Annotated in this window: 1 protein-coding gene and 1 pseudogene; both read right to left on the reverse strand. The window is 72.9% G+C overall.

Features of this window, described 5'->3' with window-relative positions:
* Complete coding sequence (locus QQ657_RS04840; protein ID WP_284740817.1) at window positions 1-3,972, reverse strand: non-ribosomal peptide synthetase; 3,972 nt, start codon at window positions 3,970-3,972, stop codon at window positions 1-3.
* Window positions 3,969-24,038, reverse strand: a pseudogene (locus QQ657_RS04845) (non-ribosomal peptide synthase/polyketide synthase); the annotation flags it as partial. The gene QQ657_RS04840 and the pseudogene QQ657_RS04845, both read right to left, overlap by 4 nt.
* Between the last annotated feature and the right edge of the window lie 24 nt (window positions 24,039-24,062).

Consider the following 24,062-nt stretch of genomic DNA (forward strand, 5'->3'; position numbering starts at 1 on the left):
TCACTCGTCGGCGGTCACGGCGAGCCCGGCCAGCACGGCCCGGGCCAGCTCCGCCACGTGCGGCGGTTCGACCATGTCCCAGTGGTGTCCCGGCACCGGCGTCACCGTGAGCTCGCCGCGCGTGCGGGCGCGCCAGCTCTCCGGCCGCACCTCCGGGCGGCCCTTCACCGGGTGGGAGCCGGTAGAGGTGATGAGGTGGATGCCCGCGTCGACGACGGCGCGGCAGCGGTAGGCCTCGACCGCGTCCTTGCCGGCGAGGTAGACGCGGGCCATCTGCTCGACGACGGCGTTGCCCGCGACTTCCGAGACCATGCCACGGTCACGGGCCTCGGCGAGCATTTCGTCGAGCGTGTCGACGCCCGGTTCCAGCTTCAGCACCGCTTCGCCGAACCACGCCAGGGGGTCGCTGGTGTCGACCTCCGGGAGCGGGTTGCCGTAGTCGTCGACGCCGAGGACGGTCGCGTCGATGACGCACAGGTGCTCGACCGCGCGGCCGGCCTTTTCCAGCTGGGCGGCCATTTCGAACGCCACCGACCCGCCCTGCGACCAGCCGGCCAGCCGGATGGGCCGGTCCCCGGCGACCGGCAGCAGGTCGGCGATGAACGCCGCGGCCAGCTCTTCGATGGTGTGCACCGGGTCTTCGCCGGGCGCGAACCCGGGGGCCTGCAGGCCGAACACCGGCAGCGCCGGGTCGAGTTCGGCCACGAGCTGCAGGTACGGGAACGGGCTCCCGGCGGTCGGCGGCAACAGGAACAGCGGGGCGACGCCCGCGCGGCCCGGGGAGAGCGGGACGACCAGTCCCCCGCCGCTCTCCCCGGCGCGGAGGTGGTCGGCCAGCGCGCGGATCGTCGGCGCGCGGAAGACCTCGGCCAGCCCGACGGTCGCGCCCAGCTCGGCCTTGATCCGGTCGACCAGCACCACGGCCAGCAGCGAGTGGCCGCCGACGTCGAAGAAGCCGTCGGTGACGCCGACGCGGCGGCCGAGCAGGTCTTCCCAGAGCTTGGCCAGGGCCATCTCCAGCTCGTCGCGCGGGAGGACGCCGGACGTCGCGACCGGAGTGGCGTCCGGGGCGGGCAGCGCGACGCGGTCGATCTTGCCGTTCGACGTCAGCGGCAGAGTGGCCAAAGTGGTCAGGGTCGACGGGACCATGTACTCCGGCAGCCGCTCGGACAGGTGCGCCCGCAGTGCTTCCGAGTCCACAGTGGACGGTGCGACGTACCCGGCGAGCGCGCCGTCGCGGACCACGGCGACCGCTTCGGTGACGCCGGGGCCGCCGACGAGCGCGGCCTCGATCTCGCCCAGCTCGATGCGGTAGCCGCGCACCTTGACCTGGTGGTCGGTGCGGCCGACGAACTCCAGCCGGCCGTCCGGCAGGTACCGGGCCAGGTCACCGCTGCGGTAGAGCCGTCCGGGTCCGAACGGGTTGGCCACGTACTTGGCCGCGGTCAGGCCCGGGTTGCCGGCGAAGCCGCGCGCGACACCCGCGCCGCCCGCGTACAGCTCGCCGGTGACGCCGACCGGGACCGGGCGCAGGTGCTCGTCGAGGAGGTAGACCTCGGTGTTCCAGATCGGCCGCCCGACGGAAATCGGTGTGGTCACGCACTCGGCGGCGGGCAGCAGGTTGATCACGTTGGCCACCGACGTCTCGGTGTGGCCGTACTCGTTGGCCACCACGACTTCGGGTGCGTTCTCGCGCCAGAACTCCAGAGCCTCGGCGGTGAGCTGCTCGCCGCCGACGACCAAGTGCGCGGCCGCGGCCGCCGCCTCGGGGGCGAGACACCGGCGCAGCGGCTCGAGGTGGGCCGGCGTGAGCTTGACGAAGCTGAACTTCCGGCCGCTCGACAGCACGTCGGCGAGGCCCGCCACCGGGTGCTCGTCCTCCGGCACCAGCGTCACGGTCGTGCCGCACAGCAGCGGCAGGAACAGCCCGGTGACGGTGAGGTCGAAGGCGAGCGAGGAGTGCACCGGGGCGCCGTCGCCCTCGTCGGCGCGGTAGGCCTGGCGGCACCAGTCCAGGTAGTGGAGCACGCCGCGGTGGCTGATCATCACGCCCTTGGGACGGCCGGTGGAGCCGGAGGTGTAGATGACGTAGGCGAGGTCCTCCGGGTCGACGACCGGGTCGGCCCACGGCACCGGGTCGTCGGCGACCGGCTCGTCGGCGAAGACCAAGACGTCGCCGAGATTCTCGTTCGCGTAGCGGCGCGTGGTGACGAGCACGCGGGCGCCGGCCTGGCGGAGCATGTACTCCTTGCGGTCCTGCGGATACGCCGGGTCCAGGGGGATGTAGTGGCCGCCGGTCTTGAGGATGGCGAGCAGGACCGGCAGCAGCAACGGGCCGCGTTCGCACAGCACGCCGACCGGGGTCTCGACGCCGACGCCGTGCGCCCGCAGCCGCTGGGCCAGCCGGGTCGCACGGGTTTCCAGGTCGGCGTAGGTCAGCTCGGCGCCGCCGCAGCGGACGGCGATCGCGTCCGGGTTCGACGCGGCCTGCTCGGCGATCCGGCCGTGCAGCGTGCCGCGCAGGTAGGGCTCGGCGGTGGCGTTCCAGGTTTCGAGGAGCAGCTTCCGCTCGTCAGCGCCGAGGACGTCCACTTCGGACAGCCGGACGCCGGGCTTGGCGGCCAGCTCGGTGAAGAGCCGGACGAAGTGCTCGCCCATGCGGTCCATCCGGGCCTGGTCGAAGAGCGCGGTCGCGTACTCGAGGACGCCTTCCACGGACCCGTCGGCCTGGCGGACGAAGGAGATCATCAGGTCGAACTTCGCCGTCGACGAGGGCAGGTCCACGCTCGACACCGCGAGGTCACCCAGCGCGCCTTCACCTTCGGAAGCGTCGTAGACCGCGAACATCACCTGGACGACCGGGGTGTGCGCGAGGTCGCGTTCCGGGGACAGCTCCTGGACCAGACGCTCGAAGGGCAGGTCTTCGTGGGCCTGGTCGGCCAGTCGGGCTACGCGGACGCGGTCGGCGAGGGCGACGAAGTCGGGGTCGCCGGACAGGTCGCCGCGAGCGACGACGGTGTTCACGAAGAACCCGACCATGTGCTCCAGCTCGGCCCGGCCGCGCCCGGCGACCGGGGTGCCGACGGCGATGTCCTGGCGGCCGGTGTGCCGTCCGAGCACGACGTACGCGGCGGCGAGCAACGTCACGAACGGCGTCGCACCCGTGCTCTTTCCCTGATTCAGTACCGCCTCGGCGGCGGAAGCCGGGATGGTGAAGCGGGCCGACGCGCCGTGGTGGTCGCGCTGGGCCGGCCGCGGGCGGTCCGCGGGCAGCTCCAGGGTTTCCAGCCCGCCGAGCCGGTCCTTCCAGTACGCGAGATCGGCGTCGTGGGCGTCCACCCGGGACTGTTCCCAAACCGCGAAGTCCGCATAGGACAGTTCGATCGGGGGCGGTTCGGCGCCGGTGTAGAGCTTGCGCAGGTCTTCCAGGAGGATCGGCAGCGACCAGCCGTCGCAGGCGATGTGGTGGACGTTGAGCGCCAGCACGTGCCGCTCAGGTGCCTCGCGGATCAGCAGCGCCCGGAACACCGGGCCGGCCGCGAGGTCGAACGGACGGCTGACGTAGTCCGCCAGCACGACGTCCAGATCGCCGTCGAGCACCGGCAGCTCGACCGGGGCCGGGGCACCGATGACCTGACGCGGCTTGTTGTCCTCGGCGACGTAGGTGGTGCGCAGGATCTCGTGCCGCGCCACCAGTTCGTCGAGGGCGTGCTGGAGGGCATCGATGTCGAGGGCGCCGTCCAGGCGGAGCAGGAGCGGCACGGCGTACTCGGCGCTGTCCGGGTCGAGGCGGTCGAGGAACCACAACCGCTGCTGGCCGGCCGAGAGCGGCAGCGGGATGTCGCGGTCGGCGCGGCCGAAGGTGCGGACCGGCGCGGTGGCCCGGCCGCGCAGCCGCTTCGCGAGCACCGCGGCCCGGAGCCGGGCCGCCCGTTCGGCGTCGGCCTCCGGGCGGGTGTCGAACGTGGTCATGCGCTGGCCTCCTCGGTGAGGGAGTCGAGGAGCTCCTGCTCGGACATGCCGGCGAGCTCGGCCTCGATCTCGGTGTGGACCACGGCGGCGAGCGCGGCGACCGTGGTGGTCTGGAACAGCACGGGCAGGGGCAGGTCCACGCCGAAGGCGGCCTGCAGCCGCATGCGGACCTTGGCGGCGAGCACGGAATGCCCGCCCAGTGCGAAGAAGTCGTCGCCGAGCCCGACGCGGGGCACGCCAAGGACCTCGGCCCAGACGTCGGCGATCAGCTGCTCCTCGGGGCTGCTGGGAGCGACGTAGTCCGCCGTCTCCTCGGCCGGTTCGGGCAGTGCGGCGCGGTCGAGCTTGCCGCTGGCGTTGACCGGCAGCGCGTCGAGCACGACGAACGCGCTCGGCACCAGGTGCTCCGGCAGCCGCTGCCCGAGGAAGGCACGCAGGTCCGCGGCCGTGACGTCACCGGCGACGTAGGCGACCAGGCGTTTCTGCCCGGCGGGGTCCGGTTTGGCGAGCACGACCGCCGCGGTGAGCGCCGGGTGGGCCCGCAGCGCGGACTCGACTTCGCCGAGTTCGATGCGGAAGCCGCGGATCTTGACCTGGTCGTCGGTCCGGCCGAGGAACTCCAGGTCCCCGGCCCGGGTGCGCCGGACGAGGTCGCCGGTGCGGTACATCCGGCCGCCCGCCGGGTTCGCGACGAACCTCGTGGCCGTCAGTCCGGGACGCCCGAGGTAGCCGCGGGCCAGGCCGGGACTGGCGACGTACAGCTCGCCCGCCACGCCTGACGGCACCGGCTGGAGCCGGTCGTCCAGGACGTACGCCCGCGTGTGGCGCAGCGCGCGGCCGATGGTCACCTGCACGCCCGGCACCAGCGGTTCACTCACCGTGGACACGACCGTGGCTTCGGTCGGGCCGTACATGTTGAGCATCCGGCGGCCCGGCGCCCACTTCGCGACCAGCTCCGGCGGGCAGACGTCGCCGCCGACCACGACCGTCCGGAAGTCCGGCAGGTCCGGGTCCTCGACGGTGGCCAGTGCCGCGGGCGGGATCAGCGCGTGCGTCACGCGCCCTTCGGCGAGGACGTCCCGCAGTTGGTCACCCAGGAGCGGTCCCGGCGGGGTCACGACGAGTGCGGCGCCGGTCATCAGGGACGCGCACAGCTCCAGGATCGACGCGTCGAAGCTCGGCGAGACGTACTGCAGCACGCGGTCGCCGGGGCCGACCTGGTAGGCGGCGATGGTGTTGGCCACCAGCGTGCCGAGGCCGGCGTGGCTGACGACGACGCCCTTCGGCCGTCCGGTGGAGCCCGACGTGTAGATCACGTACGCCGCGTTCTCCGGCTCGACCTCGACACCCAGCGGACTGTCGTCCATTGTGGACACCGGCAGGTCCCGCAGCGTGAGCACCGGGTTCGCGTCGTCGAGCATGTAGCGGATGCGCTCTTCCGGGTAGCTCGGGTCGATCGGGAGGAACGCCGCCCCGGTCTTGACCACGGCCAGCTGGGCCACGACCAGGTCTGCCGAACGCGGCAGCAGCAGCGCGACGACCTTCTCCGGGCCGGCGCCCCGGCTCTGCAGGACCCGCGCCACGCGGTTGGCCGCCGCGCCCAGTTCGGCGTAGGTCAGCGAGTCCGCACCGGCCACGACGGCCGGGGCGTCCGGGGTTCGCCGTGCCTGGGCTTCGATCAGCCCCGCGAACGTCCCGCCGGGGGCGTGTTCGCCGAGCGGGGTGACCTCGGCCGCGTCGAGCATCGGGACGCGGTCCACGGGACGCTGCGGGTCGGCGGCGAACCCGGCCAGGAGCCGGACGTACCGCTCGGCGAACCCGGCGACCGTGTCCTCGTCGAACAGCGCGACCGGGTATTCGAGGACGCCGTCGACCGCGCCGGAGGGCTGCTCGCGCAGCACCATGGCGAGGTCGAACTTGGCGGCGCCCGTCTCGATGCCCAGGGGCTCGCAGTCGAGATCACCGAGTTCCCAGCCGCCCTCGGACACCGTCTGCAGCGCGAACATCAGCTGCACCAAGGGGTTCCGGCTCGGGTCGCGGTCGGGGCGCAGCTCGGCGACGACCCGGTCGAACGGCACTTCCTGGTGGCTGAAGGAGTTCAACGCCGTCTCGCGGACGCGCTCCAGCACCTCGGTGAAGCCGGGCGAGCCGGTCAGGTCCGCGCGCAGGGCGAGCGTGTTGACGAACTGGCCGATCAGCCGCTCGGTGTCCGGGTGGTCCCGGCCGGCGACCGGGCTGCCCACCGCGAACTCGCGCAGCCCGGTGTGCCGGGAGACGAGGACCTGGAACCCGGCCAGCAGCGTCATGAACAGGCTGGCGCGGGCTTCCGCGCCCAGCTCGCCGAGCCGGGTGGCCAGCTCGGCGGGCACGCTGAACTCGTACCGCGCGCCTCGCGGGTCCCGCACCGGCGGCCGGGGCCGGTCGGCCGGCAGCTGCACGACTTGCGGGACCCCGGACAGCTGCGTCCGCCAGAACTCGACGTCCGCTTCGGTGGGCTGGGACCAGGCCGCGACGTCGGCGTACTGCACCGGCAGCGGCGGCAGGTCGGCACCCGCGTAGAGGTCGCGCAGCTCCTCGGCGAGGAGGCCTTCGGACCAGCCGTCGAGGACGATGTGGTGGGCCGAGAGGACCAGGACGTGGTCGTCCGCGGCGAGCCGTCCGAGAGCCGCGGCGAACACCGGGCCCGTGGCGAGGTCGATGGGCCATGCTTCCAGGAACGGCGGGATCGCGTCGATCTCGGTGACCGGCAACGGGACCGGCCCGGCCTGGTCGACGACCTGCCTCGGCTCACCGTCGATTTCCACGAACCGGGTCCGCAGGATCTCGTGCCGCTCGACCAGTTTCGTGAGGGCGGCGGCCAGCGCGTCGACGTCCAGGGTGCCGCGCAGGCGGACCGCGTTGGGCACCAGGTATTCCGCGCTCGACGGCGCCATCCGATCCGCCAGCCACATGCCGACCTGGACGCCCGCGAGGGGCGCCGGGCCGTCGGGTCGTTTGGGGATGGCCTGGAACTCGCGGCGGGTGGCGCGGGCGACGGCGTCGGCGAGCTCCGCGACCGTGGGCGAGTCGAAGATCAGCCGGATCGGGATGTCCGCCGAAAGCCGCTTGCGCAGCTCGGCGACCACCCGGACGCCCAGCAGGGAGTGCCCGCCCAAGTCGAAGAAGTTGTCGTCCGCGCCGACGCGTTCGACTCCGAGGACGCTTTGCAGCACCTCGGCGACCAGCTCCGCGACCGGGCCTTCCGGAGCGCGGTACTCGGCCCCGGCCGCGGCCGGGGCGGGCAGCACCTTGCGGTCGATCTTGCCGCTGGTCGTGGTCGGGAACTCGGGCAGCACGCTCAGCGCCGTCGGCACGAGGTACCCGGGCAGCCGTTCGCGCAGCTGCTCGCGGATCCCGGCCTCGGTGAGCGTGACGCCGGCCTGCGCGGTGACGTACCCGGCGAGGCGCTTGTCCCCGGGCGACGGCTGCCAGACCGTCACCGCGGCTTCACGCACCCCGGGCAGTTCCAGGAGGACCTGCTCGACCTCGCCGGGTTCGACGCGGATGCCGCGGATCTTGACCTGCGAGTCCTGGCGGCCGAGGAAGGTCAGCGCGCCGTCGGGGGTGCGCAGGCCGCGGTCGCCGGTGCGGTAGAGGCGTTCGCCGGGGTGGAACGGGCTGGCCAGGAACGCCGCCGCCGTCTTGCCCGGGTTGCCGAAGTAGCCCCGGGCGAGGCCGACGCCGCCGATGAACAGGTCACCGGGGACGCCGACCGGGACCGGCCGGAAGTGCTCGTCGAGGACGTGGATCTGGTTGTTGGCGATCGGCGAGCCGACGCTCACCGAGCCCGCGCCGTCGAGGTCGGAGCCGAGGCACTCGCGCATGGTCGAGTCGATCGACACTTCGGTGGCGCCCCACTGGTTGTGCAGGGTGGCGGTCTCGCCCAGCCGGTCGAAGAACAGCTTCAGCAGTTCCGGTTGCAGCGCTTCGCCGCTGGTGATGACGTTGCGCACCGTCTTGAGCGCGGCCTGGTCGGCCGGGGTCAGCTGCTCCAGGAACAGCGTCAGCATGCTCGGCACGAACTGCAGGTTGGCGACCCGGTGCCGGATCGCACCTTCGAGGATCGCGGCCGGGTCGCGGTGCAGGCCCGGCGGGATCAGCGCGACGCGCCCGCCGACGATGAGCGGCCACAGGCATTCGATGGCCGCGTCGTCGAAGACCAGCGTCGTCTTCTGCAGGACGCCTTCGCCCGGCTGGAGCCGGTAGGTGTCCTGGTGCCAGCGCAGGCGGTTGACCCAGCCGCGGTGGGTGCTCGCGACGCCCTTCGGCTTCCCGGTGGAGCCCGAGGTGTAGTAGATCGAGACGAGGTTGTCGGGGTGAGTGGTGTCTTCGGGCGCCGGAGCTGCTCCGTCCAAATCGGACACTTCGAGGAAGACGACTCCGCTGGTGACCGGTGTCTTCGCGCCCACGTTGACCAGGCAGACGGGCGAGCCGGCGTCGCCGAGGATGCCGAGGACCCGGGTGTCGGGTGCGTCGGTCTCGATCGGGACGAACGCGCCGCCGGCCTTGAGGATCGCGACGAGGCCGACGATCAGGTCGATCGAGCGGTCCATCCGCAGGCCGACCGGGACGTCCGGGGCTACGCCGTGTTCGCGCAACCGCGCGGCGAGGACTCCGGCGCGGCGTTCCAGCTCGGCGTAGTCGAGGTGGTCGTCTTCGTATTCGACGGCGGTCGCGTGCGGGGTTTTCGCTGCTTGTCCGGCGATGAGGTGGTGCAGGCAGACGCTCTCGTCGTAGGCGACTTCGGTGTCGTTGACGCCCTGGACGAGGTGGGCGCGCTCGGTCTCGCTGAGCAGGTCCAGCTCGCCGACCGGGGTCTCGGGAGCGTCGGCGATCCTTTCGAGCAGTGTCGTGAAGTGGCCGGCCAGGCGCTCGATCGTGGTGGCGTCGAACAGTGCGGTCGGGTACTCGAAGATGCCGGTCAGGGCGCCGTCGGGGTCTTGGGCGAGGGCGAGTTCGAGGTCGAACTTGCTGACGCGGGTGTCGACGGCGAGCTGCTCGACGGCCAGGCCGGGCAGCGCCCAGCCGGCCTTCTCGTTGTTCTGCAGGGCGAACACGATCTGCACCAGCGGGGTGCGGGTGAGGTCGCGTTGGGGGCGGAGAAGTTCGACGATCCGGTCGAAGGGGACGTCGTCGTGGTCGAACGCGGCGAGGGTGCCGGCGCGGACCCGTCGCAGGAGTTCGGTGAACGCCGGGTCGCCGGTCAGGTCGGCGCGCAGTGGCACCATGTTGACGAAGTGGCCGACCAGGGCCTCGGTCTGCGGGTGGCTGCGGCCGGACACGGGGGTGCCGATGGCGAAGTCCCGCATGGCGGTGTAGCGGCCGATCAGGACTTCGAAGGCGGCGAGCACGGTCATGAAGAGACTCGCGCCGTGCTCGGCGCCCAGCGCCGCCAGCTTGCCGACTGTTGTCGCGGGCACGTGCACCGGGGTCTTGGCCCCGGCGATGTCCCGGGTGAGCGGGCGCGGCCGATCGGCAGGCAGCTCGGCGACGTGAGGCATGCCGTCGAGGGCTCGGCGCCAGAAGGCGAGCCCGGCTTCGTCGGAGGTGTTCGCCTGCCACGCGGCAACGTCGCCGAACTGCACCGGCAGGGCCGCGGGGCGGATCCCGGCGTAGTGGTCCCGGAGTTCGCCGGCGAGGACGCCCATGGACCACCCGTCGGCGACGATGTGGTGCAGGACCAGGACGAGGACGTGGTCGGTGCGCGGCAGGGGTCGTGAGTGGCAATCAGGGTTAGAACCCTGATTGCCACTCACGACCGCCAGCGCCGCACGGAAGACGGGGCCGTGCTCGAGGTCGATCGGAATGTCCACTTGGGAGCGCACGAAGGCCTCGATGTCGCTGACCTCGGTGACCGGGAGCGGGACCGGGCGCACCGGGTCCACCACCTGCACCGGCTCGCCGTCCTGCTCCACGAACCGGCTGCGCAGCACCTCGTGCCGCGCCACCACGGCCGACAGCGCGCCGGTCAGTGCCGCCACATCGAGGTCCCCGCCGATCCGCAACGCCAGCGGCACCAGGTACTCCGCGGAGCCCGGCGCGAGCCGCTCGGCGAACCAAAGTCCGCGCTGCACCGGCGAAAGCGGGGTGCGCGCGTTCCGGTCACGTACCGGGATCGGCTCGAAGTCCGCAGTGGACGCTCCCGGCACGAGCCGGGCCAGCGCCGCGATCGTCGGGGCCTCGAACAGCGCCCGCACCCCCAGCCGCACACCGAACTCCGTGCGCATCCGGCCGGTCACCTTCGCCGCCAGCAACGAGTGACCGCCCAGCGCGAAGAAGTTGTCCTCCACTCCCGGCTCGGGCACCCCGAGCACGTCGGCCCAGATCGCGGCCAGCGCGCTCTCCACCGGGTTTCGTGGCGCGACGTGCCCGGCGACGACCCGCTGCGGCGCGGGCAATGCCGCACGATCCAGCTTGCCGTTCGCGGTCCGCGGCAGCTCTTCGAGAGGCACGATCACCGACGGCACCAGGTACTCCGGCAGCCGCGCGGCAGCGTGGTCGGCCAGTACCGCGGGGTCCGCGGTGCCGACGACATAGGCGACCAGCAGCCCGTCACGAACGACCACGGCGGCCTGCGCGACCCCCTCGAACCCGGCCAAAACAGCCTGCACTTCCCCGGGCTCGACGCGGAAGCCACGGATCTTGACCTGGTCGTCCGCCCGGCCGGCGTACTCGAGAACGCCGAGAGCGTTCCACCGGGCGAGGTCGCCGGTGCGGTACATCCGCTCCCCCGCCGCGAACGGCGAGGCCACGAACCGCTCCGCGGAAAGCCCCGGCTGCCCGAGGTAGCCATGAGCAGTGCCCACACCAGCCAGGTACAGCTCACCGACGACCCCGGCAGGCACCGGCTGCAAGAGCGCGTCGAGGACGTACGCGTGCTTGCCGGTGACCGGCCGCCCGATCGGGACCGGGCCGTCGACCGCCGTGACCGCGTGGAACGTGCTGAAGCCCATCGTCTCGGCCGGGCCATAGCCGTTGACCACCGCGACGTGCGGGTACGACCGCAGCACCTTCGCCAGGTGCGCGGGCGAGGCCGCTTCACCGCCGGTCATGGCGCGGCGGACCGTCGCGAACACCGCCGGGTGCTCGTCGACCAGGAAGTTGAACAGGCTCGCGGAGACGTCCAGGACCGTGACGCCGTGCGCCACGACCAGGTCCTCGATCAGCGCCGGCTCGGGACGCTGACCGGGCTGGAGCACGACCGTGCCGCCGGCCAGGAGCGGCCCGAGCAGCTGCGTGCCGAACGCGTCCCACGACACCGGCGCGCACTGCAGCCAGACGTCGTCCGGGCCGAACCCGGCGTAGTCCTGGCCGGTCAGCGTGCCGGCGACCGCGCGGTGCGGGGCCGCGACCGCCTTCGGGACGCCGGTGGAGCCGGAGGTGAACATGACGACGGCGAGGTCGTCCGGGCTGCCGGGCAGGCCGAGGACACCGCCGTCGCGGACGGCGATCGCGGCCGCGTCGGCCACGACGTCGATTCGCCGCCACGGCAGGTCGCGCCCGTCTGTCAGCACGACCGCCGCCGACGTCCGCCGCAGCGCGCCGACCAGGCGTTCGGCCGGGAAGTCCGTGTCCAGCACGGTGTAGGCCGCCCCCGCCTTGAGCACGGCGAGCAGCGCGACGGCCAGCCGCGGCGACCGTCCGATGTGGACACCGACCAGGTCGCCCCGGCGGACACCCTCGGCGATCAGGTGCCGGGCGAGCCGGTTGGCCTCGACGTCGAGCTGTCCATAGGTGAGCGACGAGCCCTCGAAGAGCAGCGCGGTCGCCTCCGGTGCCCAGTGCGCCTGCCGCTCCACCAGCTCGTGCAGCCGCATCGCCGGAGCGGTGACCGTCGTCGTGCCCTGGGCCAGCAGCGCGGCCCGCTCGTCGACGGTCAGCAGGTCCAGGTCCACGAGAGGGACGTCCGGAGTGGCGACGGCCGCGGTGAGGAACCGGGCGAACCGGGCCGCGATCGACTCGGCGGTGGCCGCGTCGAACAGGTCGGCGGCGTACTCCAGCTGCCCGGTCAGGCCGGCCGGAGCGCCGTCCGGGAAGTGGTTCTCCTCGATGCCCGCGGTCAGGTCGAACTTGGCGACGTCGCGGCGGACCGTGACGCCCTCGGTCTCCAGGCCCGGCAGGCCGAGCTGGGCGGTGGCGTTGTTCTGCAGCACCAGCATCACCTGGAACAGCGGGTGCCGGGCCGCCGAGCGCGCCGGGTTCAGCTCCTCGACGACCCGCTCGAACGGGACGTCGGCGTGCGCCAGCGCGGCCAGCCCGGCGTCGCGGACGCGGGCCAGGAGCTGCCGGAAGGTCGGCTGCCCGGAGACGTCGGTGCGCAGAACCAGGGTGTTGACGAAGAACCCGGCAAGGTCGTCGAGGGCGGTGTCGCCGCGGCCGGCGACGGCGGTGCCCAGCGGGACGTCGTCGCCCGCGCCGAGCCGCGACAGCAGGGCTGCGAACCCGGCCTGCAGCGCCATGAACAGCGTCGCACCACCGGAGCGGGCCAAGTCCGCGAGGGCCGCGTGGACGTCCGCGCCGAGCGTGAACTCCACCGAGCCGCCGCGGTGGCTCGCCACGGCCGGGCGGACCCGGTCCGCGGGCAGCGCCAGTTCCTCGGGCGCCCCGGCGAGGGCGTCGCGCCAGAACGTGAGCTGGCCGGCGATCTCCGGTTCGTCGAGGACTTCGCGCTGCCACAGCGTGTAGTCCGCGTACTGCACCGGCAACGGCTTCCAGCCCGGAGCCTCGCCGTCGAGACGGGCCGCGTAGGCGGTGGCCAGGTCGCGCCACAGCGGCGCGGCCGACCAGCCGTCGGACGCGATGTGGTGCAGCACCAGCAGCAGCACGTGGTCGTCGGCGGCGACCTCGACCAGGTGCGCCCGGATCGGCAGCTCGGTCCTCAGGTCGAACACGTGCGCCGCGGCTTCCGCGAGCACGTCCGGCAATGAGTCCTCAGTGGACTGGGTGAGCGTCCAGGGCACCGAAGGTGTGGTCAGGATCTCCTGCCACGGCTCGCCTTCGTGCGACGGGAACACCGTGCGCAGCGACTCGTGGCGGTCGACAAGATCGGCCAAAGCGGCCTGCAACGCGGCCACGTCGAGGGAACCACGCAGGCGTAGCGCACGCGGGACGTCGTAGCCGGCGTTGGCCTCCTCAGCCTGGTCGACGAACCACAGCCGCTGCTGCGCGAACGACAGTGGCAGCCGGTCGGGCCGCTCGCGGCGGGTCACCGGCGGCCGGGCTGGGGCGGCGTCGCCGAGGACTTCGGCGAGCCCGGCGACGGCCGGGGTGCGGAACAGGTCCCGGATGCCCAGCTCGACCCCGAGCACGGCACGGACGCGGCCGATCAGCCGGGCGGCCAGCAGCGAATGCCCGCCCAGGTCGAAGAAGCCGTCGTCCACGCCCACCTCGGGAAGCCCGAGCACCTCGGCGAAGAGTCCACAGAGGACGTTCTCGGTCACAGTCCGCGGCCGACGACGTGAGCCGGCCGCGAAGTCCGGCGCGGGCAGCGCGCGGCGGTCCAGCTTGCCGTTCGCGGTCCGGGGCAGCTCGGGCAGCGGCACGATCGCCGACGGCACCAGGTAGTCCGGCAGCCGGTCGGCCAGGTAGGCCCGCAAAGCGGCGGGATCGGCCGAGCCGACGACGTAGCCGATCAGCCGTCCGTCGCGGACCACGACCGCCGCCTGCTCGACACCGTCGTGGCGGGCCAGCACCGCCCGGACCTCGCCGGGTTCGACGCGGAAACCGCGCACCTTGACCTGGTCGTCGGCGCGGCCGACGTACTCCAGCACCCCGTCGCCGTTCCACCGGACGAGGTCACCGGTGCGGTACATCCGCTCTCCCGGGATAAACGGTGACGCCACGAACCGCTCGGCGGTCGCGCTGGGCAGGCCGCGATAGCCATCGGCGAGGCCGTGGCCCGCGAGGTACAGCTCACCCGTGACACCGGGCGCGGCCAGGGCGAGGTGCGCGTCGAGGACGTAGGCGCGCTTGCTCGCCACCGGCCGGCCGATCGGGATCGCGACCCCACCGAGGTCCGCCGGCGTGATCGAGTGGAACGTCGTGTAGCCCATGCTCTCGGCCGGGCCGTAGCCGTTGATCAGCTGGACGTCCGGGTACTCGCGCAGCGCCTTCGTGACGTGCTCGACGGACGCCGGCTCGCCGCCGGTCATGGCCCGGCGCAACACGGTGAAGACCTGCGGTTCTTGATCCAGGAGGTAGTTGAAGAGGCTGGCCGAAGCGTGCAGGACGGTGACGCCGTGCTCGACGACCAGCGCCGCGATGCGGTCCGGCTCGGGGTTCTGGCCGGGCTGCAGGACCGTCCGGCCGCCGTAGAGCAGCGCGCCGAACAGCTGCAGCGCGAAGCCGTCCCACGACACCGGGGCGCACTGGAGCCACACCTGGTCCGCGTCGAAGGTGGCGTAGCCCTGGCCCATGGTCGCGACAACGCCGCGGTGCGAGGTGGCGACGCCCTTGGGCACGCCGGTCGAGCCCGAGGTGAACATGACGCAGGCCAGGTCGGCCGGGGTCAGCTCGACGTCCGGGTTCGTCGTGTCCGGGTGGTCCGGCAGCGCCGTCAGGACCCGCCGCACGCCGGCCTGCTCGGTGACCGCGGCCAGGCGATCGGCCGGGTAGCTCGGGTAGAGCAGGGTGTACGCGGCACCGGACTTGAGCACCCCGAGTACCGCGGCCACGAAGTCGAAGCCGCGGTCCAGCAGGACGCCGACCACCTCGCCGCGGCGAACACCGTCGTCCAGGAGGTGGTGGGCGACGCGGTTGGCGCGGGCGTTCAGCTCGCCGTAGGTCAGCGACTCGCCCTCGAACAGGATCGCGACGGCGTCGGGGTCCTGACGTTCGACGATGGTGTGCAGGCAGTCCTGCGGCAGCGGCACGCTGGCCAAGGCGTTGCCCGCGGTCAGCACGAGGCCACGCTCGTCGGCGGTGAGCACGTCGAACGCCGTGACCGACGTCGTGGGCACGTCGGCGATCTGCTCCAGCAGCCGGACGAACGCGGCGGCCAGCCGCTCGGCGGTGGCGGCGTCGAACAAGGCGGTCGCGTACTCGAACGCACCGGTGATTCCGTCGCCGTGTTCCTCCAAGGCGACGGTGAGGTCGAACTTGGCGACCGAGCGGGTCACCTCGTACGGCTCGGTGTCCACTCCGGACAGTGCGACGGGCGGGTTGTCCTGCTGCAGCACCAGCATCACCTGGAACAGCGGGTGCCGCGACGCCGACCGGGCCGGGTTCAGCTCCTCCACCAGACGCTCGAACGGGACGTCGTCGTGCTCGAACGCGCTCAGGTCGGCTTCGCGGACGCGGTCCAGCAACTCGGTGAACGCCGGGGCACCGCTGACGTCGGTCCGCAAGACGACGGTGTTCACGAAGAACCCGACGAGGTCGTCGAGAGCCGGGTCGGGCCGGCCGGCGACGGGGGTGCCGATCGGGACGTCGTCGCCGGCGCCGAAGCGCGCGAGCAGCGTCGCGAGGGCGGCCTGCAGGACCATGAACAGGGTCGCGCGCTGCCCGGCCGCCAGCTCCAGGAGCCGCGCGTGCAGCTCGGCCGGAATCGTGACGGCCGCGGCCCCGCCGGTGTGGTCCGCGATGGCGGGCCGGACGCGGTCGTACGGCAGGGCCAGTTCCTCGGGCAGGCCGGCGAGCGCGTCCGTCCAGTACGCGAGGTCGCTGTCGAGTTCTCGTTGCCACAGCGTGTAGTCCGCGTACTGCACGGGCAGCGGCTCCCACTCCGGAGCACGCCCGTCGAGCCGGGCAGCATAGGCGTCGGCCAGGTCGCGCAGGAGGACCGGGATCGACCAGCCGTCCCCGGCGATGTGGTGGGTCAGCACCAGCAGGACGTGCTCGTCGCCCTCGCTGAACAGCCACGACCGCACCGGCGGCGCGGCGGCCAGGTCGAACGGGGTACGCGCGGCGTCGGCGACCGAGCCCGCGCTGGCCTCGAACGGGACCTCGAAGGAGTCCAGGATCACCTGGTACGGCCCGGACTCGTCCTCGGCGTAGTACGTGCGCAGGGCTTCGTGCCTTCCGGCCACATCGGACAGTGCGGCCGCCAGCGCGGAAGCGTCGATATCGCCGAGCAGCCGCAAAGCGATCGGCATGTGGTACGAGGTGTCCGCACTGTCCATCCGGGACAGGAACCACAGGCGCTCCTGACCGGGCGCCAGCGGGAGCCGGTCCGGGCGGGAACGCCGCGTGACGGCCGGGCGAGCCGCGACGGCCTCACCCAGACTTTCGCTCAACCCGGCGACAGTCGGATGCGCGAAGAGCGCCCGCACGGTGACGTCGAGGCCCAGCACCGCGCGGATCCGCCCGGCAAGGCGGGTGGCCAGCAGCGAGTGGCCGCCCAGGTCGAAGAACCCGTCGTCGACGCCGACCTCGGGCACGCCGAGAACCTCGGCGAACAGCTCGCACAGCGCGTGCTCGCGTGCGGTGCGCGGGAGCCGGCCGGCGCCGCTTTCGAGCGCCGGCGCGGGCAGGGCCTTGCGATCGAGCTTGCCGTTCGGTGTCCGGGGCAGCTCGTCGAGCAGCACGAACGCCGACGGCACCATGTACCCGGGCAGCGCGGCGGCCAGGTGCCGGCGCAGGTCCTCGATCTCGACCGGTAACGCGGGCACGACGTACGCGACCAGGCGCTTGTCGCCCGGCCGGTCCTCGCGGACGACGACCGCGCGCAGCGCGACGGCCGGGTGCGTGGCCAGCACGGCCTCGATCTCGCCCAGTTCGATGCGGAAGCCGCGGATCTTGACCTGGTGGTCGACGCGGCCGAGGAAGCGGATCTCGCCGTCGCGGCGGCGGGCGACCAGGTCGCCGGTGCGGTACATCCGCTCCCCCGGCGCGAACGGCGAGGCCACGAACCGGTCCGCAGTCAGGTCCGGGCGGCCGAGGTAGCCGCGCACGACGCCGTCACCGGCGATGTACAGCTCACCCGGCACGCCCGCCGGGACCGGCCGCAGCGCGCGGTCCAGCACGTGGACCTGGGTGTTCGCGATGGGCGTGCCGATGGTCGGCGCGCCTTCGCCGACGCGGGCGGTGGTGGACCAGATCGTCGTCTCGGTCGGGCCGTACATGTTGGTCACCGACGCGGCCCGCGCCCGCAGCGCGACGGCCAGGTCGTCCGGCAGCGCCTCGCCGCCGACCAGGACGTGCACGCCCGAGAGGTCGACCGGCTCGGCCAGCAGCGCGTGGAAGAGGCTCGGCGTGGCCTGCAGGAGCGTGACCCCGTCCTCGGCGAGCGCGGCCAGGGCGCGGGTGTCGCGCACGGCGTCGCGGCTCGCGAGGACGACGGTCGCCCCAGCCAGCAGCGGCGCGAAGATCTCCAGGCCGGCGATGTCGAACCCGACGGTCGTGACGGCCAGCAGCCGGTCGCCGGCAGTGATCCCGAACCGGTCGACCATGTCGAGGAGGAAGTTCAGCAGCGGCCGGCGCGGGACGACGACGCCCTTGGGGCGGCCGGTCGAGCCGGACGTGAAGATCACGTAGGCCGGGCTGTCCGGCGACGCAGTGTGTGCCAGGTTCTCGGCCGGCCCCTCGAAGACGAGTTCTTCGCGGGTGAGCACCAGGGCCGGGTCGGCGTCCTCCAGCATCATCGCGACGCGGTCGGCCGGGTAGTCCAGGTCGAGCGCGAGGTACCCGGCGCCGGTCTTGAGCACGGCGAGCATGGCGATGATCAGCTGTTCGTCGCGCGGCAGGGCGAGGGCGACGTACCGCTCCGGCCCGGCGCCACGCTCGGCCAGGCGGCGGGCGAGCTGGTTGGCCCGCGCGTTCAGCTCGGCGTAGGTCAGCGACGTGCCGTCGAACTCCAGCGCGGGCGCGTCCGGCGTGGCCGCGGCTTGGGCTTCGAACAGCTCGATCACCGAGGTGTCCGGGATCGATCGGGCTGTCTCGCTGTTGGCGGTGTCGATGGCGGTCCGCTCGACGTCCGACAGGAGGTCCACTGTGGACAACGTCACGTCCGGCATCGCGACGGCGGCGGTGAGCAGCCGGACGAACCGGGCGGCCAGGTCGGCCGCGGTGCCCGGGTCGACCAGGTCGGTCGCGTACTCGAGGTAGCCGCCGATCCCGGCGGGCGTGCCGTCGGCGCCGGTGGTCTCCTCCAGGTTGAGGGTGAGGTCGAACTTCGCCGTCGCGGTGGTCACCGGCACGTCCGCCGCGGTCAGGCCGGGCAGGGCCAGGTTCGCCGCGACGTTGTTCTGCAGCGCCAGCATCACCTGGAACAGCGGGTGCCGCGCGGTCGAGCGGGCCGGGTTGAGCCGCTCGACGACCCGCTCGAACGGGACGTCGGCGTGGTCGAACGCCTTGAGGGAGCTCTCCCGGACCCGGCGCACGAGCTCGGTGAAGCTCGGGTCGCCGCTGAGGTCCGTGCGCAGCACCAGTGTCGTGACGAAGAAGCCGACGAGGTCGTCGAGCGCGGCGTCGGGCCGGCCCGCCGACGGAGTGCCGACGGCGACGTCGTCCCCGGCGCCGAGCCGGGACAGCAGCGCCGCGAACCCGGCCTGCAGCACCATGAACAGCGTCGCGTGCTCGCCGCGGGCAAGCCGCAGGAGCCGGGCGTGCAGGTCCGCGTCGAGGGTCACCGGGAGGGTCGCGCCGCGGTGGCTGGCGACCGGCGGGCGCGGGTGGTCGAAGGGCAGGGAGATCTCGTCGGGCAGCCCGGCGAGCGCGTCCGCCCAGTAGTCCAGCGAGTCGTCGGTGAGTTCTTGTTGCCACAGCGCGTAGTCCGCGTACTGCGCCGGCAGCGGCGTCCACTTCGGAGCGTCGCCGGTCGCGCGGGCGGTGTAGGCGGCCGACAGATCACGCAGCAGCGGGCCGAAGGACCAGCCGTCGCCGGCGATGTGGTGGGTGACGATCACCAGGACGTGGTCGTCGTCGCTCTGACGGATCAGCGCGGCGCGGATCGGCAGGTCGGCAGCCAGATCGAACTCGCGTGCCGCGAACTCGGCGACGTCCACCGTCCCTTCGGTCCACGGCAGCTCGGTGAGCGGGCGGATCTCCTGGCGGGGCACGCCGTCGGTGTCCGGGAACACCGTCCGCAGCGCCTCGTGGCGCTCGACGACGTCGGCGAACGCCTGGCGCAGCGCCGCGACGTCGAGGTCGCCGGTCAGCCGCAGAGCGCGCGGGACGTTGTAAGTGGCGCCGGCCTGGTCGAGCTGTTCGACGAACCACAGGCTGCGCTGCGCCGACGAGAGTGGCAGGACGTCCGGGCGCGGCCGGGCCACGACGGCCGGGCGGGCGGTGCGGGCGGTGTCGAGCACCGCGGCCAGCCCGGCGACGGTCGGCGCGCGGAAGACGTCCGCGACGCCGATCCGGACCCCGAGCACCGCGCCGACGCGGGCGACGAGCCGGGCGGCGAGCAGCGAATGCCCGCCGAGGGCGAAGAACCCGTCGTCGACGCCGACCGTCTCGACGCCGAGTACGTCGGCAAAGAGTCCACAGAGGACTTCTTCACGCGGGGTGCGCGGCGCGCGACTGGTGGTCGTGCACTCGGGGGCGGGCAGGGTACGGCGGTCGAGCTTGCCGTTGGGGGTCAGCGGCAGCGCGTCCAGCAGGACGAACGCGCTCGGCACGAGGTGTTCCGGCAGCCGCTCGGCGAGGTACGCGCGGAAGTCGGCGGGCTCGCCCACGACGTAGGCCACCAGGAGCTTCTGGCCGGGCCGGTCCTCGCGGACGACGACGGCGGACTCGGTGACGGCCGGGTGCGTGCCCAGTGCCGTCCGGATCTCGCCCGGCTCGACGCGGAACCCGCGGATCTTGACCTGGTCGTCGGCGCGGCCGACGTACTCGAGGACGCCGTCGGCGCGGCGGCGCACCAGGTCACCGGTGCGGTACATCCGCTCCCCCGGCTCGAACGGCGACGCGACGAACCGGACGGCGCTGAGGCCGGGACGGCCGACGTAGCCGTCCGCGATGCCACCGCCCGCGGCGTACAGCTCGCCGACGACGCCGGGCGCGACCGGCCGCAGCCGCTCGTCCAGGACGTACGCGCGCTTGCCGTTGAGCGGAGTGCCGATCGGGATGGGCGCGCCGGTGAGGTCGGCCGCCGTGACGCGGTGGCAGCTCACGAAGATCATGTTCTCGACCGGGCCGTAGGCGTTGCTGAACGCCACCGCCGGGTGGCTTTCGAGCGCCTTGGTCAGGTGGGCGACCGAGGCGACCTCGCCGCCGGTGTAGACGTGCCTGACCTGCGAGAACACGGCCGGGTACTCGTCGAGGAGGAAGTTCAGCAGGCTGGCCGAGGCGAACATCGTCGTGACGCCGTGCCGCTCGACGAGGTCGGCGATGAGCGCGGGCTCGGGCTTCGGGCCGGGCTGCAGGACGCAGGTCGCGCCGGTGAGCAGCGCGCCGAACAGCTCGAACGCGAAGGCGTCCCACGAGACCGGGGCGGTCTGCAGCCAGACGTCACCGGAGTAGCCCTGGCCGAGGATCGTCGTCGCGACTGCTGCGTGCGAGGCGACGACGCCCTTCGGCGTGCCGGTCGAGCCGGAGGTGAACATGACGCAGGCGGGCCCGGCGGGCGACACCACCCGGTTCGGCGGGGTCGCCTTGGAGTCCACAAGAGACAGGTCGTCGAGCACGATCGGCGTGTCGACCTGCTCGGCCAGCAGCTGCCGCCGTTCGGCCGGGAACGACGGGTCCAGGAGCGTGTAGCCGCAGCCGGCCTTGAGCACGCCGAGGATGGCGGCGACCAGGTCCGGGCCGCGGTCGAGGCAGATCGCGACGATCCGCCCGGCCGGGACGCCGGTCAGGAGCGCGGCGACGCCGTTCGCGCGGGCGTCCAGCACGGCGTAGGTGACGGTCTCGTCCTCGAACAGCAGCGCGGCGCGGTCCGGGGTGCGGCGGGCGTGGCTCTCGACCAGCTCGTGCAGCGGGACGGCCGGCGCGGCGGGGGCGGGCATGCCGCCTGTCTCGGCCTGTACCTGCTCGGTCGCGTCGAGGATGGCGAGGTCACCGATCCGCGTGTCGGGGTTCTCGGCGACGGTGGCGAGGACGCGCAGCAGGCGGCCGGCCAGCGTCGCGGCCGTGTCGCGGTCGAACAGGTCGCTCGCGTACTCCAGCAGGCCGGTCAGCTCACCGTCGCGCTCCTCGAAGATCGCCGCCAGGTCGAACTTCGCGTAGCCGATGTCGACGCGCTCGCCGTCGGCGCGGACGCCGGGGAGGTCCAGCTCGGCGGCGAGGTTGTTCTGCAGCACCAGGAGCACCTGGAACAGCGGGTGGCGGCCGAGCGAGCGGGCCGGGTTCAGCTCCTCGACGACGCGCTCGAACGGCACTTCGGAGTGCTCGAACGCGGCCAGGCAGGTCTCGCGGGCGCGGTCGAGAACCTCACGGAACGTCGGGTCGCCGCCGGTGGCCGTGCGCAGGACGACGGTGTTGACGAAGAACCCGACGAGGTCGTCGAGAGCGGTGTCGGCGCGGCCGGCGACCGGCGAGCCGACCGGGACGTCGTCGCCGGCGCCGAGGCGGGTGAGCAGGGCGGCGAACGCGGCCTGCAGGACCATGAACAGCGTCGCGCCTTCCGCCGCGGCCAGAGCCGTCAGCTTCCGGTGTGTTTCGGCGGGCACGTCCATCGGGACAACGCCGCCGCGGTGGCTCGCGACCGCCGGACGCGGGCGGTCCGTGGGCAGCGGCAGTTCTTCGGGCAGTCCGGCCAGAGCGTCACGCCAGTAGGCGAGGTCGCGCTCGACGGGGAGTTCCTGTTGCCACAGCGTGTAGTCCGCGTACTGCACCGGCAACGGTGTCCACTTCGGACTTTCCTTGGTGACCCGGGCCGCGTAGGCGGTCGAGACGTCGCGCAGGAGCGGCGCGAAGGACCAGCCGTCGCTCGCGATGTGGTGCACGACCAGCAGGAGCACGGCGGTGTCGCCGGACAGAGTGAAGAGCGTGGCGCGGATCGGCAGCTCGCGGGCGAGGTCAAAGGCCGCCTCGGTGGCCGCGGTCAGGTCAGCGGCGAGGGTGTCCTCAGTGGACTGTCTAACAGCCCACGGGACTTCGCTTTCGGTGAGGATGCGCTGGACCGGCTCGTCGCCCTCGCGGGCGAAGATCGTGCGGAGGGTTTCGTGCCGGGCGACGACGTCTTCGACAGCGCTCCGCAGCGCATCGGCGTCGATCGGACCGGTCAGGCGGACCGCCTGCGGGACGTGGTAGCTCGCGTTCCGGGTGTCGGCCTGGTCGAGGAACCACAGCCGGCGCTGCGCGAATGACAGCGGCATCGGCTCGGGGCGGGGGCGAGTGGTCAGGGCCGGGCGGGCTTCCGGCGCGTCTTCGAGGAGTTCGGCCAGGCCGGCCGGGGTCGGCGCGCGGAAGATGTCGCCGATGGCGGCCTCGACGCCGAGCGTCGCGCGGATGCGGGAGACGAGCTTGGCCGCGAGGAGCGAGTGGCCGCCGAGGGCGAGGAAGCCGTCGTCGATGCCGACGCCGTCGACGCCGAGGATTTCGGAGAACAGCTCGCAGAGCGCCGCTTCGCGCGGGGTGCGCGGGGCGCGGCCGGCGCGGGCCGCGGACCAGTCCGGGGCGGGGAGGGCCTTGCGGTCGAGCTTGCCGCTCGGGGTCAGCGGCAGTTCGTCCAGGACGACGAAGGCGGCCGGGACCATGTACTCCGGCAGGTTCTCCGCGAGAGCCGCGCGCAGGGCTTCGACGTCGGGGGTGCCGTCCGGGACGAGGTAGCCGACCAGGCGCTGGTCACCCACGCGATCTTCGCGGGCCAGCACGCACGAGCCGCCGACACCGGGCTGCCGGTCGAGGACGGCCTCGATCTCGCCCAGTTCGACGCGCAGGCCGCGGATCTTCACCTGGTGGTCGGTGCGGCCGAGGTAGTCCAGCGCGCCGTCGTCGGACCAGCGCGCGAGGTCGCCGGTGCGGTACATCCGCTCCCCCGGCTCGAACGGGCTGGCCACGAACCGCTCGGCCGTCAGCCCCGGCCGGCCGTGGTAGCCGCGGGCCAGCTGGATCCCGGCGAGGTACAGCTCACCGGCGACGCCGGGCGCGACCGGCCGCAGTTCGGCGTCGAGGACGTACGTGCGGGTGTTCCACACCGGACGTCCGATGGGGACTGTCCTTTGTGCCGGGTCGCACGCCCAGTACGTGACGTCGACAGACGCTTCGGTCGGGCCGTAGAGGTTGTGCAGCTCGACGCCGGGCAGCGTCTCGAAGAACCGGGCCTGCAGCTCGGCGGGCAGGGCCTCACCACTGCACAGCACCCGACGGAGTCCGGTGCAGGTCGCGGCGGCCGGGTCGAGCAGGAACGCCTGCAGCATCGACGGGACGAAGTGGACGGTCGTGATCCGCTCGGCGCGGATCAGCCCGGCGAGGTAGGCGGGGTCGCGGTGGCCGCCGGGGCGCGCGACGACGAGCGTGGCGCCGGTCAGCAGCGGCCAGAAGAACTCCCAGACGGAGACATCGAAGCTGGACGGCGTCTTCTGCAGCACGCGATCGGTCTCGTCGAGACGGTACTCGGCCTGGGTCCAGGCGAGCCGGTTGACGATGCCTTCGTGCGGCACCAGCACGCCTTTGGGCCGGCCGGTGGAACCGGAGGTGTAGATGGCGTACGCGAGGTCCTTTGTGGACGTCGTCGTAGCGGGTTCGGTGTCCGGGTAGGCGGTGAGGTCGAGGGTGTCGAGGCAGATCGTCTCGGCGTCGAAAAGGCTTCTGTGGTGGGTCTGGGTGAGGACGACCGGCGCGGCGCTGTCGGCGACCATGTAGGCCAGCCGGTCGGCCGGGTAGTCCGGGTCGAGCGGGACGTAGGCGCCGCCGGCCTTGAGCACCCCCAGCAGGGCGATCACCAGCTCGAGGGATCGGTCGGCGCAGACGCCGGTGAGGACGCCGGGGCCCACGCCCCGCTCGACCAGGAGGTGCGCGAGCCCGCCTGCCTTCCGGTGGAGTTCGCGGTAGGTCAGGGACTCGCCTTCGAACACCAGCGCCGTCGCGTCCGGGGTGCGGGCCGCCTGCTCGGCGAGCAGCCGGGCGAGCGTGCGGCCCGCTTCCGGGACGTCGGTGGTGGTGTCGTTCCAGGCCGCCGGCAGCTGCCGGTCGTCGACGTTCACGTAGATCAGCTCCAGTTCGGTTTC

It is taken from the genome of Amycolatopsis ponsaeliensis, assembly GCF_030182635.1.
Classification (GTDB): domain Bacteria; phylum Actinomycetota; class Actinomycetes; order Mycobacteriales; family Pseudonocardiaceae; genus Amycolatopsis; species Amycolatopsis ponsaeliensis.

Bases quoted from the DNA above. Each gene is read 5' to 3' on its own strand.
- QQ657_RS04840 (WP_284740817.1), bottom strand. From the start codon at position 3,972: ATGACCACGTTCGACACCCGCCCGGAGGCCGACGCCGAACGGGCGGCC.